The sequence below is a fragment of the Streptomyces sp. NPDC046335 genome (assembly GCF_055587985.1).
The window spans coordinates 133620-147651 of the sequence record NZ_JBVJFF010000009.1; the positions used below are offsets into that span (position 1 = coordinate 133620).

Sequence of the window (14032 nt, forward strand, 5' to 3'; positions counted from 1 at the left end):
TCCCAGCCAGCCCCTCAGCCGAAAAAGTTCCGTACGTGCTCCAGGCCGTCGACGAGAGCGTCGATCTCCCCGGGCGTGGAGTACAGATAGAACGACGCTCGCGTGGTCGCAGGAATTCCGTAACGGAGGCAGACGGGGCGGGCGCAGTGGTGACCCACGCGGACCGCGATGCCTTCCTCGTCCAGAACCTGGCCCACGTCGTGCGGGTGGATGTCGCCGAGCGTGAAGGAGATCGCGGCGCCGCGGTCCTCGGCCGACGCCGGGCCGATGATCCGGAGGTCGGGGACCTCCAGGAGCCGCTTGACCGCGTACTCGGTGATCGCGTGCTCATGAGCGGCGATCTTGTCCATGCCGATGGCCGAGAGGTAGTCCACGGCCGCGCCCAGGCCCACGGCCTGGGAGACCGGCGGCGTGCCGGCCTCGAACTTGTGCGGCGCGGGGGCGTACGTCGACGAGTTCATCGACACGGTCTCGATCATCTCGCCGCCGCCGAGGAAGGGCGGCAGGTCCTCCAGGAGCTCCTGCCGTCCCCACAGGACGCCGATGCCGGTCGGGCCGCACATCTTGTGGCCGGTGAAGGCCACGAAGTCGGCCTGGAGCGCCTGCACGTCCAGCGGCATGTGCGGGGCGGCCTGCGAGGCGTCGATCAGCACCAGGGCGCCGACCTCCTGCGCACGGCGCACGATCGCCTCGACCGGGTTGTGCGTGCCCAGGATGTTCGAGACCAGGACGAAGGAGACGATCTTCGTCTTCTCCGTGATGATCTCGTTCATGTTCGACAGGTCGAGCCGGCCGTCGTCCGTGAGACCGAACCACTTCAGCTTCGCGCCCGTGCGCTGCGAGAGCAGCTGCCACGGCACGATGTTGGAGTGGTGCTCCATCTCCGTGATGACGATCTCGGTCTCGTGGTCCACGCGGTAGGGCTCATCGGCCCAGCCGAGCATGTTGGCCACGAGGTTGAGCGACTCCGAGGCGTTCTTGGTGAAGATCACCTCGTCGCGGCTCGGCGCGTTGATGAACGCCGCGACCTTGTCACGGGCGCCCTCGTACAGCGCCGTGGCCTCCTCCGCGAGGACGTGCACGCCGCGGTGGACGTTGGCGTTGTGCTTCTCGTAGTACTCGTTGAGTACGTCGAGCACCTGGCGCGGCGTCTGGGACGTCGCCGCGTTGTCCAGGTAGACGAGCTTCTTGCCGTCGTGGATCGTGCGATCCAGGATCGGGAAGTCCTTGCGGATCGCCTCGGTGTCGAGGAGGCCGGAGAGCCCCTGGTGGGCCGCTGTCACGCTGATACGCCACCCTTCGTGTACTTCTCGTAGCCCTCGGCCTCAAGAGTGTCGGCCAGCTCGGGGCCGCCGGACTCGACGATCCTGCCCGCCGAGAAGACGTGCACGAAGTCGGGCTTGATGTAGCGCAGGATGCGCGTGTAGTGCGTGATCAGCAGGGTGCCGACCTCACCGGTCTCACGGACGCGGTTGACGCCGTCCGAGACCTGGCGCAGGGCGTCGACGTCCAGGCCGGAGTCGGTCTCGTCGAGGATCGCGATCTTCGGCTTGAGGAGCTCCATCTGGAGGATCTCGTGGCGCTTCTTCTCGCCGCCGGAGAAGCCCTCGTTCACGTTGCGCTCGGCGAAGGCGGGGTCCATCTGGAGCTGCTCCATCGCGGACTTGACCTCCTTCACCCAGGTGCGCAGCTTGGGGGCCTCGCCGCGGAGCGCCGTCGCCGACGTACGCAGGAAGTTGGAGACCGAGACGCCGGGGACCTCGACCGGGTACTGCATGGCCAGGAACATGCCGGCGCGGGCACGCTCGTCGACGGACATCTCCAGGACGTCCTCGCCGTCGAGGGTGACGGTGCCCTGCGTGATCGTGTACTTGGGGTGACCCGCGATGGAGTAGGCGAGCGTCGACTTGCCGGAGCCGTTCGGGCCCATGATGGCGTGGGTCTCGCCCTGCTTCACGGTCAGGTCGACGCCCTTGAGGATCTCCTTCGTGGCGTTGTCGGCCTCGACGGTGACGTGCAGGTCGTGGATTTCAAGCGTTGCCATGTGCCTCAGGACTCCTGGGTGACGGAGACGAGCACATCGTCCCCTTCGATCTTTACGGGGTATACGGGGACGGGGCGCGTCGCGGGAAGGCCGGACGGCTTGCCGGTGCGGAGGTCGAAGCTGGAGCCGTGCAGCCAGCACTCGATCTGGCAGTCCTCCACCTCGCCCTCGGAGAGGGAGACGTTCGCGTGCGAGCAGATGTCGTGGATCGCGAACACCTCGCCCTCGGTGTGGACGACCGAGACCGGCGTGCCGTCGAGTTCCACCCGCTTCGGGGTGTCCTCCTCCAGCTCGCTCAGCCCACAGGCCCGAACGAACCGGGCTTGGTCGGTGGTCATACGGCCGACGCCTCCAGCTCCTCTTCGATCTTCGCGATGAGGCGCTCCTCGACGTCCGGCAGACCGATCTGCTGGACGAGCTCGGCGAAGAAGCCGCGGACGACCAGGCGGCGGGCCTCGTCCTCCGGGATGCCGCGCGACTGGAGGTAGAAGAGCTGCTCGTCGTCGAAGCGGCCGGTCGCCGAGGCGTGGCCCGCGCCGACGATCTCGCCGGTCTCGATCTCGAGGTTCGGCACCGAGTCGACGCGGGCGCCGTCGGTCAGCACGAGGTTGCGGTTCATCTCGTACGTGTCCGTGCCCTCGGCGGCGGCCTCGATGAGGACGTCGCCGATCCACACCGCGTGGGCGTCGTCGCCCTGGAGCGCGCCCTTGTAGACGGCGTTGGACTTGCAGTGCGGGGTGTTGTGGTCGACCAGGAGGCGGTGCTCCTGGTGCTGGCCCGCGTCCGTGATGTACAGGCCGAAGAGCTCGGCCTCGCCGCCGGTGCCCGCGTAGTGGACACGCGGGTGCAGGCGGACCAGGTCGCCGCCGAAGGTGACGACCACGGACTTGAAGGAGGCGTCGCGGCCGACCAGCGCGTTGTGCTGGGCGACGTGCACCGCCGTGTCGTCCCAGTCCTGGACGGAGACGACGGTGAGCTTGGCGCCGTCGCCGACGACGAAGTCGACGTTGGCGGCGAGCACGGCGTCACCGGTGTGGTCGATGACGACGAGGGCCTCGGCGAACGCGCCGAGCTCGATCACCTGGTGGGCGAAGGCGGTGCCGCCCTCGCCGTGCACGGCGATACGGATGGGCTCGGTGAGGACCGTCTCCTTGGGGACGGTCACGACCGAGGCCTTCTCGAAGGACGAGTACGCCTGGGCGGCGACGCGGTCGACGGGCTTGCCCGCCCTGCCGACGCGCGCGTCGTCCCGGCCGACGGTCTCCTGGGTGACGCCCTCGGGGGCGCTCACCTCGACGCGGATGCCGCCGTCGGCGACCGCGGTGCCGTCGTGCAGACCTCGCAGGCGCTCCAGCGGCGTGAACCGCCACTCCTCCTCGCGGCCGTGGGGGACCGGGAAGTCCGCCACGTCGTAGGACGGGGGCGCGCTCATGCGGGTGGCGACGGTGGACTCGGCGGCCACCGCGATGGATCCGGCGGTCGTCGACCCGACCGGGATATTCTGAGCCTCAGCCATGGCTGTCGTCGTGCTCTCTCTCTGCGTAAGGAAACTGCTCGCTGCTACGGGGCGCGGCCGGTCTTAACCGACCGAGCCCTCCATCTGCAGCTCGATCAGCCGGTTCAGCTCCAGGGCGTACTCCATCGGGAGCTCCTTGGCGATCGGCTCGACGAAGCCGCGCACGATCATCGCCATGGCCTCGAACTCCGTCATGCCGCGGCTCATCAGGTAGAAGAGCTGGTCGTCGGAGACCTTGGAGACCGTCGCCTCGTGACCCATCGACACGTCGTCCTCGCGGACGTCGACGTAGGGGTAGGTGTCCGAGCGGGAGATCGTGTCCACGAGCAGCGCGTCACAGAGCACGTTCGACTTCGAGCCGTGGGCGCCCTCACCGATCTCGACGAGGCCGCGGTACGACGTACGACCGCCGCCGCGCGCCACCGACTTGGAGACGATGTTGGAGGACGTGTTCGGCGCCATGTGGACCATCTTGGAGCCGGCGTCCTGGTGCTGGCCCTCGCCCGCGAAGGCGATGGACAGGGTCTCGCCCTTGGCGTGCTCGCCCATGAGGTAGACGGCGGGGTACTTCATCGTCACCTTGGAGCCGATGTTGCCGTCGATCCACTCCATGGTCGCGCCCTCGTACGCCACGGCGCGCTTGGTGACCAGGTTGTAGACGTTGTTCGACCAGTTCTGGATCGTCGTGTAGCGGCAGCGGCCGCCCTTCTTGACGATGATCTCGACGACGGCGGAGTGCAGCGAGTCCGACTTGTAGATCGGCGCGGTGCAGCCCTCGACGTAGTGCACGTAGGCACCCTCGTCGACGATGATCAGGGTCCGCTCGAACTGGCCCATGTTCTCCGTGTTGATGCGGAAGTAGGCCTGGAGCGGGATCTCGACGTGCACGCCCTTCGGCACGTAGATGAACGAGCCGCCGGACCACACCGCGGAGTTCAGCGACGCGAACTTGTTGTCGCCGACCGGGATGACGGTGCCGAAGTACTCCTTGAAGAGCTCCGGGTGCTCCTTCAGCGCGGTGTCGGTGTCCATGAAGATGACACCCTGCGCCTCGAGCTCCTCGTTGATCTGGTGGTAGACGACCTCGGACTCGTACTGCGCCGCGACACCGGCGACGAGGCGCTGCTTCTCCGCCTCGGGGATGCCGAGCTTGTCGTACGTGCTCTTGATGTCCTCGGGCAGGTCCTCCCAGGACTGTGCCTGCTTCTCCGTGGACCGCACGAAGTACTTGATGTTGTCGAAGTCGATGCCCGACAGGTCCGAGCCCCAGTTGGGCATGGGCTTCTTGTCGAAGAGCCGCAGGCCCTTCAGGCGCAGCTTCGTCATCCACTCGGGCTCGGACTTCTTCTGCGAGATGTCCTTGACGACGTCCTCGTTGATGCCGCGCTTGGCAGAGGCACCGGCGGTGTCGGAGTCGGCCCAGCCGTATTCGTACGTGCCCAGACCATCGAGTTCGGGGTGGGCAGTCTCCGTGGGGAGCGTCATGCGGGGTTCCTCCCGGCCGTGCGTGCTGATGCTGAATTGGTGGTCTGTGCTGTCTGGGGGGTGCTGCCGCCGCTGCGCGGGATGAACGTCGTGCAGACGCCGTCTCCGTGGGCGATGGTGGCGAGGCGCTGCACGTGCGTGCCCAGGAGCTCGGAGAACATCTCCGTCTCCGCCTCGCACAGCTGCGGGAACTGCTCGGCGACGTGGGCGACCGGGCAGTGGTGCTGGCAGAGCTGCTCTCCGACCGGCGCGGTGCGCGCCGTAGCAGCGTACCCGTCGGTGGTCAACGCCTTCGCCAGAGCCTCGGTGCGCCGTTCGGGTGGCGCCGCGTCGATCGCCTGCCTGTACGTATCGGCCTGGGCGGCGATCCGTGCCTTCGCGAACGCGACCACCGCTTCCTCGCCGTGGTGCTCGGTGATCCACCGCAGGGCGTCCGCGGCCAGCTTGTCGTACGACTGGTCGAAGGCGTCGCGGCCGCAGTCGGTCAGGGCGAACACCTTGGCGGGCCTGCCACGGGTCCGCGCGCCGTAGACCCGCTGCTCGCGGGGCTCGACGACATTCTCATGGGCGAGTGTGTCGAGGTGCCTGCGGACGGCCGCCTGGGTGAGGCCGAGGCGCTTCGCGAGGTCGGCGACGGTGGAGGGGCCATGGTCCAGGATGGACCGCGCGACCCGGTTGCGCGTGGAGCGCTCCCCGGTCACGAGTTCCTCCTGCGGAGCCTCGCCAACGTTTTTCACAACGCCATTGTTGCGTAATTCCTCAGACCCTGACAACCCGCGCCGCGATCACCTCCCGGTGCGCTGCGTCACTTAGGTTCACCTAAGCTGACCTGCGGAAATGATCACGGGGGGCGCGCCGGGGCAGGCGGGAGCGGGGGTCGGCCCTCCCGGGCGCGGCCATCCGGTTCCGCCCCGCGCGCCCGGGAGGCCTCCGGCGTCCCTAGACTGGCTCACCATGCGAAACGAGCCCGTCGTCCAGATCCAGGGTCTGGTCAAGCGGTACGGAAACAAGACCGCGGTCGACGGTCTCGACCTCACGGCAGGGGCGGGCATCACCGCCGTCCTCGGCCCCAACGGCGCGGGCAAGACCACCACGATCGAGACCTGCGAGGGCTACCGGAGACCGGACTCCGGCACCGTCCGGGTGCTCGGCCTCGACCCCGTCCGCGAGGCCGACGCGCTGCGGCCCCGCATCGGCGTGATGCTCCAGTCCGGCGGCGTCTACTCCGGCGCCCGCGCGGACGAGATGCTGCGCCATGTCGCCAAGCTCCATGCCGAACCACTGGATGTGGCCGACCTCATCGAGCGCCTCGGCCTCGGGAGCTGCGGCCGCACCACCTACCGGCGGCTCTCCGGCGGCCAGCAGCAGCGGCTCGCGCTCGCGATGGCCGTGGTCGGCAGGCCCGATCTGGTCTTCCTCGACGAGCCGACCGCCGGCCTGGACCCGCAGGCCCGCCGGGCCACCTGGGACCTCGTACGCGACCTGCGCCGCGACGGCGTCGGCGTCATCCTCACCACGCACCACATGGACGAGGCCGAGGAGCTCGCCGACGACGTCGCCGTCATCGACGCGGGCAAGGTCATCGCCCAGGGCAGCCCCGACGAGCTGTGCCGCGGCGGCGCCGAGAACACCCTGCGCTTCACCGGCCGCCCCGGCCTCGACGTCGCCTCGCTGCTCAAGGCGCTGCCACCGGACTCGGCGGCGGCCGAGCTCACGCCGGGCGCCTACCGCGTCAGCGGCACGGTCGACCCGCAGCTCCTGGCCACGGTCACGTCGTGGTGCGCCCAGCACGGAGTCATGCCGGACCGGATCGCGGTCGAACGCCACACCCTGGAAGACGTCTTCCTGGAGCTCACGGGTAAGGAGCTGCGCGGATGAGCGCCGCCGGTACGTATACGCCGAAGGCGGGCGCCGCCCCGCTCCCCCGCATGATCGCCGCCCAGGCCATGCTGGAGACGAAGATGCTGCTCCGCAACGGCGAGCAGCTCCTCCTCACGGTCGTCATCCCCACGCTCCTGCTCGTGCTCTTCAGCGCGGTCGACATCGTCGACACCGGAGAGGGCGAGGCCGTGGACTTCCTCGCGCCCGGCATCCTCGCGCTCGCCGTCCTGTCCACCGCCTTCACCGGGCAGGCCATCGCGACGGGCTTCGAGCGCCGCTACGGCGTGCTCAAGCGGCTCGGCGCCTCGCCACTGCCCCGCTGGGGCCTGATGGCGGCGAAGACCCTGTCGGTCCTGGTCACCGAGGTCCTTCAGATCGTGCTGCTCACGGCCATCGCCTTCGCGCTCGGCTGGTCGCCGCACGGCAACCCGCTCTCCGTACTGCTCCTCCTGGTGCTCGGCACGGCGGCGTTCTCCGGGCTCGGCCTGCTGATGGCGGGCACCCTCAAGGCCGAGGCGACGCTGGCCGCGGCGAACCTCGTCTTCCTGCTCCTGCTGGTCGGCGGCGGCGTCATCGTGCCGCTGGACAAGTTCCCCGACGCGGCGCAGACGCTGCTGGGCCTGCTGCCCGTCTCGGCGCTCTCGGACGGGCTGCGCGACGTGCTCCAGCACGGCGCGGGCCTGCCGTGGGGCGACCTCGGCATCCTGGCGGTGTGGGCGGTGCTCGGGCTCGGCGCGGCGGCGAAGTTCTTCCGCTGGGAGTAGGAGCGACGCCACGGCCCGGCGCCACGGCCCGACGTCACCGGCCCGGCGTAACCGGCGTCACAGAAGCACCGCATACGTCCCCCTCGTGAAGCCGTGCACAAGCGGCCCCCTACGATGGGACCCGTGCCAAACGTGACCCGAGCCGACGTCGCTCAAGCCGCGCGGAACCCGCTCGCCTACATCGCCGAGCGCTGGACTCCCACTCAGCGGACCGTCCAGCGGGCGGCCTTCCTCTCGCTCGCCATGACGGTCGTGATCGTCGTGACCGGCGGCGCCGTCCGCCTGACCGGCTCGGGGCTCGGCTGCCCGACCTGGCCCAAGTGCACGGACGACTCCCTGACGGCGACCCACGAGATGGGCTTCCACGGGGCCATCGAGTTCGGCAACCGCATGCTGACGTACGTGCTGTGCGCGGCCGTCGGCTGGGCGATCATCGCGGCCCGCTCCCAGAAGCCGATGCGGCGCAGCCTCACCCTGCTCGGCTGGGCCCAGTTCTGGCTGGTCATGGGCAATGCCGTGCTCGGCGGCATCGTGGTCCTCGTCGGCCTGAACCCCTACACCGTCGCCGCGCACTTCCTGCTCTCCAGCGCCCTGATCGCGGTCGCCGTCACGATGTGGCAGCGCACCCGTGAGGGCGACGCCGAGCCGCGCCCGCTGGTCGGCAGGGCCGTGGCACAGCTCGTATGGGTCCTGGTCACGGCCTCGGCGCTGCTGATCGCGGTGGGCACGGTCGTGACCGGCGCGGGACCGCACGCCGGCGACTCCAGCGACGTGCCGCGGATGAACCTTGCCCCCGTCGGGCTCGACTGGGAGGGCGTCACCAAGCTGCACGCGGTCCTGGCCTGGATCGTGGTGACGCTGGCGTTCGCCCTCTGGTTCGTCCTCAAGGCGGTCGACGCGCCGCCCGGCCCGCTGGCCCGCACCCGTGACCTGTTCCTGATCCTCCTCGCGCAGGGCGCCATCGGCTACGTCCAGTACTTCACGGACCTGCCGGAGGTCCTGGTCGGCCTGCACATGTTCGGCTCGTGCCTGGTGTGGATCGCCGTGATGCGCGTGCTCCTCTCCCTGCGTGAGCGCCCGGCCGCCACGGCCGAGGTACCCGCCCCGAAGGACGACGCGCAGCTCTCGGCGGTCTAGGCGGCCTCCGGGAGGCCGTAGACGCGGCGGGCGTTGCCCGCCGCGAGGAGGCCAGCGACGCGCTGGGCGTCGGTGAATGACCAGGCCCCCTCCGCGACCCAGGTCCCGAGGACCGTGCCGAGCGCCTCACGGAAGAGGTGCGCCCCCACGACGTGCAGCTCGGGCAGGCCGTGCGCGCCGCTGGAGAACAGCAGCTTGCCGAAGGGCGCGAGTTCGAGGATCTCCGCCAGTACGGCCGCCGCCCGCGCCCCGGTGCGCACGAGCGCGGGGCCGAGGTCGGCGTAGACGTGCGGGAAGACCGCCGCGAGGTGTGCGGCGCTGCGGTGGTACGGATAGCCGTGCAGCAGTACGAGGTCGGTGCCGAGCCCCGCGGTGGCCCGCGCGAAGTCCCCGAAGTACGTCCCCGGGTCCCCCGCCCCCGCGTGTAGCTGGAGCGGCAGCCCCGAATCCACCGCGATCCAGAGCAGATGCCGCAGCAGGACGGGATCGGCGAGCTCCCCGCCCACCTGCCGCCTCCCCAGCCAGCGCTCCACCGCACCCCGCACCTCGCCGGGACCCGGCGGCCGTGCCGTCAGGGCGAGCGGGTGGCGCACCCCCGCGACCGAGGTGAAGGCGACGGCGCCCGCGGCCGCGGCGTGCACGGACTGGGCGAGGTTAGCGAGGAAGGAGTCGGCGGTGCCCGAGGTGTCCGCGACCTGCTCGGCAAGGAGCTCCAGGCGGACGATCTCGTGGGCCTCGGCATCGCCGGCGGAGGCCATCTCGCCGGGCCCCGTGAGATCCCCCGGCAGCCCGGTGTCGACGAGGTACGTGGTGATGCCGCTGCCCCGCAGCAGGCGCCGCCCCGACTCCAGGACGCCCAGATCGCGGCGCCTGGCCAGATAGCGGACCGGCGGGCAGTGCGGATCGAGGCCGAGCAGCGGCGGGCACAGGCGGCGCACCGCGAAGCCGGTCTGGGTGTCGAAGAAGGTGGTGCCGGGGGCGGGCGGTCCCCCGCCCCGGCCGAGGTGGGTCTCGAACGTGCCGAGGCCCAGCTCCGTACGGAGGACGCCATGGCAGTACTGGTCCACCAGGGACGGCGTTTCGATCATGCGGACTCCCGAGGACTCCCGCTGAATGGACCTGGCTCGTACCGGTCCTAACGGGTGACCCCGGCGTCTGGTGTTGCCTTTATCCGGCCACTGCGTGCCGAACAGAGACGCGAAACAGTCCCCCGGAGGGCGACCTCAGCCGTTCCCGCGCTGCTCAGCCGCCCGGGGCCCGTCCGTTCGGTGCCCCTCGCCCGATCGGGGCATGCCTCACTTGTTCTTCGGTCCGCCGACCTGGATCCCGGCCATGCGCGTCCATTCGTAGGGACCGGTCTCCACCTTCGCGGCGAATTCCCCGTCGAAGTCCTCGTGGACGGTGATCCCGGCCTTCTCCACGGCGCTCTGCGCCACGGCGTAGGTCGGCGCCACCAGGTCGCCCCAGCCGCCGTCCTCGCCGACCAGGACGATGCGGGTGCCCTCGTGCCCGATGTAGGCGAGCTGCCCCTCGGCCCCGCCGTGCGCCTGCGCGAAGGCGCCGATCTCCTTGGCGAGCTTGGCCGCCCGGCGCTCGGCCCTGGCCGCCTTCTTGCTGTCCTCAACCTGCTCGGTCTCTGCCATGAGCAGGATGCTACCGACGGGTAGATCAACGCGCGACGGGCGGGGCGCGTGGTGTACGACACCACACGCCCCGCCCGTCGAGAACAGCGGGGGACTCAGCGCAGGAAGGGGTCCACGGCCACCGCGACGAAGAGCAGCGACACATAGGTGATGGACCAGTGGAAGAGCCGCATCTCCTTGAGCTTGCCGCCCGTGGCCTCCGACTTGGCGCGGTTCTGGAGCCCGTGCGCCTCCCAGAGCCACCAGCCGCCGGTCACCAGCGCCACCACGGTGTAGAACCACCCGGTGTAGCCGAGGGGCTGGAGGAGCAGGGAGACCGCGACCATGACCCAGCTGTAGAGGACGATCTGGCGGGCGACCACCTTGTTGGAGGCGATGACCGGCAGCATCGGCACGCCGACGCGCGCGTAGTCCTCCTTCACCTTCATGGACAGCGGCCAGTAGTGCGGCGGCGTCCAGAAGAACATGACCAGGAAGAGGACGATCGGCGCCCACGACATGGAGTTGGTGACCGAGGACCAGCCGATCAGGACCGGCAGACAGCCCGCGATGCCGCCCCAGACGATGTTCTGCGAGGTGCGCCGCTTGAGGATCATCGTGTAGACGATCACGTAGAAGAGGAGCGCGCCGAGCGAGAGCCAGGCGGAGAGCCAGTTCACGGCGAGGCCGAAGAGCAGCGTCGAGACGACCGCGAGGCCGATGCCGAAGACCAGGCACTCGCGCGGGCTCACCATGCCGGTGACCAGTGGCCGCTGCGACGTCCGGTCCATCAGGGCGTCGATGTCGCGGTCGATGTACATGTTGAGCGCGTTCGCGCCCCCTGCCGAGAGATACCCGCCCACGCAGGTCACGAGGACCAGCCACAGGTCGGGCACGCCCTGCTCGGCGAGGAACATCACCGGAACGGTGGTGATGAGGAGGAGTTCGATGATCCGCGGCTTGGTCAGAGCCACGAACGCCTTGACACGGGCCCCGAACGGCCGATGGCTCGGGCTAAGTTCCGTCCCGGAAACCCCCGCTGGACGGGATTCAACGGCCGTCACGCACACCCCTGACAGAGACATCCCAGCGGGCCGACCAGCACTTCTGACATGAAGATCCGGTAAAGACCCGCGCGTACCACGCCACTGTAGACGTTGCCCATACTTCGCTCTTCGCGGGGGTGGGGTCGTGTTGACCGCCGCACCCGGGGGTACCGGATGTCCGCCGGGCAGTCACGTGAGCGGTATCCGCTGTCCTTTGAGCGGACACATGAGCGATACGGAGAGCCCTTTGAGCGGTCACATGAGCGCTTGTGTATTCACATGGCGAATCGGCGCTTATTCCTTTCAGGAGGCGGATACCCGGTTGTCCCGGCAGTCTGGAATGAGTCGAAAAAATGCACGCCTTAGCAGCGGTAGGCTCGACTACGGCCGGTGAGATCGACATCGCCGGCATTCGACATGTGGAGAGGAGCCCTGACTCAGGGTGAGCACCAAGCCGACCACCACAGACCTCGAGTGGACCGAACTGGACCAGCGAGCCGTTGACACCGCTCGCGTCCTGGCCATGGATTCCGTACAGAAGGTCGGCAACGGCCATCCCGGTACGGCCATGAGCCTCGCGCCCGCCGCGTACACGCTTTTCCAGAAGGTGATGCGGCACGACCCGGCGGACGCCGACTGGACCGGCCGCGACCGGTTCGTCCTCTCCGCGGGCCACTCGTCACTGACCCTTTACACCCAGCTCTACCTGGCCGGCTTCGGCCTGGAGCTCGACGACCTCAAGGCGTTCCGCACCTGGGGCTCGAAGACTCCGGGCCACCCGGAGTACGGGCACACGACGGGTGTGGAGACGACGACGGGCCCGCTGGGCCAGGGCGTCGCCAACGCCGTGGGCATGGCGATGGCCGCCCGCTACGAGCGCGGCCTGTTCGACCCGGAGGCGGCCCCCGGCACCTCCCCGTTCGACCACTTCATCTACGCCATCGCCGGTGACGGCTGCCTCCAGGAGGGCATCTCCGCGGAGGCGTCCTCGATGGCCGGGCACCAGAAGCTCGGCAATCTGGTCCTGCTGTGGGACGACAACCACATCTCGATCGAGGGCGACACGGAGACCGCGGTCTCCGAGGACACCGTCAAGCGCTACGAGGCCTACGGCTGGCACGTCCAGCGCGTGGAGCCCAAGGAGAACGGCGACCTCGACCCGGCCGCCCTCTACGCCGCGATCCAGGCCGCCAAGGCCGAGACCGAGCGTCCCTCCTTCATCGCGATGCGCTCGATCATCGCCTGGCCGGCCCCGAACGCGCAGAACACCGAGGCCGCCCACGGCTCGGCGCTCGGCGACGACGAGGTGGCCGCCACCAAGCGCGTCCTCGGCTTCGACCCGGAGCAGTCCTTCGAGGTCTCCGACGAGGTCATCGCGCACACCCGCAAGGCCCTGGACCGCGGCACCGAGGCCAAGGCCCAGTGGGAGAAGGGCTTCGCCGCCTGGCGCTCCGCCAACTCCGAGCGCGCCGCCGAATTCGACCGCGTCGCCAAGGGCGAGCTGCCCGCAGGCTGGGAGGAGAAGCTCCCGGAGTTCGAGGCCGGCAAGGCCGTCGCCACCCGCGCCGCCTCCGGCAAGATCCTCCAGGCGCTCGGCGGGGTCATTCCCGAGCTGTGGGGCGGCTCCGCCGACCTCGCGGGCTCGAACAACACGACGATCGACAAGACGTCGTCGTTCCTGCCCACGGGCAACCCGCTGCCCGGCGCCGACCCGTACGGCCGTACGGTCCACTTCGGCATCCGCGAGCACTCCATGGCCGCGGAGATGAACGGCATCGCGCTGCACGGCAACACCCGCATCTACGGCGGCACCTTCCTGGTGTTCTCCGACTACATGCGCAACGCCGTCCGCCTGTCCGCGCTGATGCACCTCCCGGTGACGTACGTGTGGACGCACGACTCCATCGGTCTCGGCGAGGACGGCCCGACGCACCAGCCGGTCGAGCACCTGGCCTCGCTGCGCGCCATCCCGGGCCTGAACGTGGTCCGTCCCGCCGACGCCAACGAGACCGTCATCGCCTGGCGCGAGATCCTCCGGCGCTACACCAAGGAGTTCGGCGTGGGCGCCCCGCACGGCCTCGCGCTGACCCGCCAGGGCGTGCCGACGTACGAGCACAACGAGGACGCCGCCAAGGGCGGCTACGTCCTCTTCGACGCCGAGGGCGGCGAGCCGGAGGTCATCCTCATCGGCACCGGCTCCGAGGTGCAGCTCGCCGTCGAGGCGCGCGAGCAGCTCCAGGCCGCGGGCGTCCCGACGCGGGTCGTCTCGATGCCGTCGGTCGAGTGGTTCGACGAGCAGGACCAGGGTTACCGCGACAGCGTGCTGCCGCCCTCGGTGAAGGCGCGCGTGGCGGTCGAGGCGGGCATCGGCCTGACCTGGCACCGCTTCGTCGGCGACGCCGGCCGCATCGTGTCCCTGGAGCACTTCGGCGCCTCCGCGGACGCGAAGGTGCTTTTCCGTGAGTTCGGGTTCACCGCCGACAAGGTGGCCGAGGCGGCGCGGGAATCGATCGCCGCCGCTCAGCGCTGACGCCCAT

Annotated in this window: 13 protein-coding genes; 4 read left to right on the top strand and 9 right to left on the bottom strand. The window is 69.7% G+C overall.

Annotation, left to right across the window (positions count from 1 at the left end):
- Positions 1-14: 14 nt before the first annotated feature.
- The 6 genes from ACZ6JY_RS23040 to ACZ6JY_RS23065 all read right to left on the bottom strand — a co-directional run bounded on the left by ACZ6JY_RS23040 (position 15) and on the right by ACZ6JY_RS23065 (position 5782).
- Positions 15-1283 (bottom strand): cysteine desulfurase, encoded by a 1269-nt coding sequence (locus ACZ6JY_RS23040; protein WP_469198280.1) that lies wholly within the window; start codon positions 1281-1283, stop codon positions 15-17.
- Positions 1280-2044 (bottom strand): Fe-S cluster assembly ATPase SufC, encoded by a 765-nt coding sequence (gene sufC / locus ACZ6JY_RS23045; protein WP_469198282.1) that lies wholly within the window; start codon positions 2042-2044, stop codon positions 1280-1282. The genes ACZ6JY_RS23040 and sufC overlap by 4 nt, the downstream gene beginning before the upstream one ends.
- A gap of 5 nt (positions 2045-2049) precedes the next feature.
- The gene (locus tag ACZ6JY_RS23050; protein ID WP_469198284.1) at positions 2050-2382 is read right to left on the bottom strand and encodes a non-heme iron oxygenase ferredoxin subunit; all 333 of its coding nucleotides are present in this window, start codon (positions 2380-2382) and stop codon (positions 2050-2052) included.
- Positions 2379-3560 (bottom strand): Fe-S cluster assembly protein SufD, encoded by a 1182-nt coding sequence (gene sufD / locus ACZ6JY_RS23055; protein WP_469198286.1) that lies wholly within the window; start codon positions 3558-3560, stop codon positions 2379-2381. Before sufD ends, ACZ6JY_RS23050 begins: the two co-directional genes overlap by 4 nt.
- A 63-nt stretch (positions 3561-3623) precedes the next feature.
- Positions 3624-5045 (bottom strand): Fe-S cluster assembly protein SufB, encoded by a 1422-nt coding sequence (gene sufB / locus ACZ6JY_RS23060; protein ID WP_469198288.1) that lies wholly within the window; start codon positions 5043-5045, stop codon positions 3624-3626.
- Positions 5042-5782, bottom strand: coding sequence for a helix-turn-helix transcriptional regulator (locus tag ACZ6JY_RS23065; protein WP_469198290.1), 741 nt, complete (start codon positions 5780-5782; stop codon positions 5042-5044). The genes sufB and ACZ6JY_RS23065 overlap by 4 nt, the downstream gene beginning before the upstream one ends.
- 217 nt (positions 5783-5999) lie before the next feature.
- Here ACZ6JY_RS23065 and ACZ6JY_RS23070 point away from each other — a divergent pair, with 217 nt between their 5' ends.
- The 3 genes from ACZ6JY_RS23070 (at position 6000) to ACZ6JY_RS23080 (ending at position 8827) form a co-directional block, all read left to right on the top strand.
- A complete protein-coding gene (locus ACZ6JY_RS23070) occupies positions 6000-6923 on the top strand; it encodes an ABC transporter ATP-binding protein (protein WP_469198292.1) in 924 nt (307 codons plus the stop codon).
- The gene (locus tag ACZ6JY_RS23075) at positions 6920-7690 is read left to right on the top strand and encodes an ABC transporter permease (protein ID WP_469198294.1); all 771 of its coding nucleotides are present in this window, start codon (positions 6920-6922) and stop codon (positions 7688-7690) included. The genes ACZ6JY_RS23070 and ACZ6JY_RS23075 overlap by 4 nt, the downstream gene beginning before the upstream one ends.
- Positions 7691-7804: 114 nt before the next feature.
- Positions 7805-8827 (top strand): COX15/CtaA family protein, encoded by a 1023-nt coding sequence (locus ACZ6JY_RS23080; protein WP_469198296.1) that lies wholly within the window; start codon positions 7805-7807, stop codon positions 8825-8827.
- Here the strand turns inward: ACZ6JY_RS23080 and ACZ6JY_RS23085 are convergent.
- From ACZ6JY_RS23085 to ACZ6JY_RS23095, 3 genes are all read right to left on the bottom strand, one after another.
- Positions 8824-9915: an amidohydrolase family protein gene (locus tag ACZ6JY_RS23085; RefSeq protein ID WP_469198298.1), complete on the bottom strand. Its 1092-nt coding sequence runs from the start codon at positions 9913-9915 to the stop codon at positions 8824-8826. The genes ACZ6JY_RS23080 and ACZ6JY_RS23085 overlap by 4 nt on opposite strands.
- Positions 9916-10122: 207 nt before the next feature.
- Complete coding sequence (locus ACZ6JY_RS23090; RefSeq protein WP_469198300.1) at positions 10123-10470, bottom strand: hypothetical protein; 348 nt, start codon at positions 10468-10470, stop codon at positions 10123-10125.
- Positions 10471-10565: 95 nt separating this feature from the next.
- Positions 10566-11519, bottom strand: a complete 954-nt coding sequence (locus tag ACZ6JY_RS23095; RefSeq protein ID WP_469198771.1) for a heme o synthase — start codon at positions 11517-11519, stop codon at positions 10566-10568.
- Positions 11520-11937: 418 nt separating this feature from the next.
- Here ACZ6JY_RS23095 and tkt point away from each other — a divergent pair, with 418 nt between their 5' ends.
- Positions 11938-14025 carry a transketolase gene (gene tkt, locus ACZ6JY_RS23100; RefSeq protein WP_469198302.1) on the top strand — a complete coding sequence of 696 codons (2088 nt, stop codon included), beginning with the start codon at positions 11938-11940 and terminating at the stop codon, positions 14023-14025.
- Positions 14026-14032: the final 7 nt, after the last annotated feature.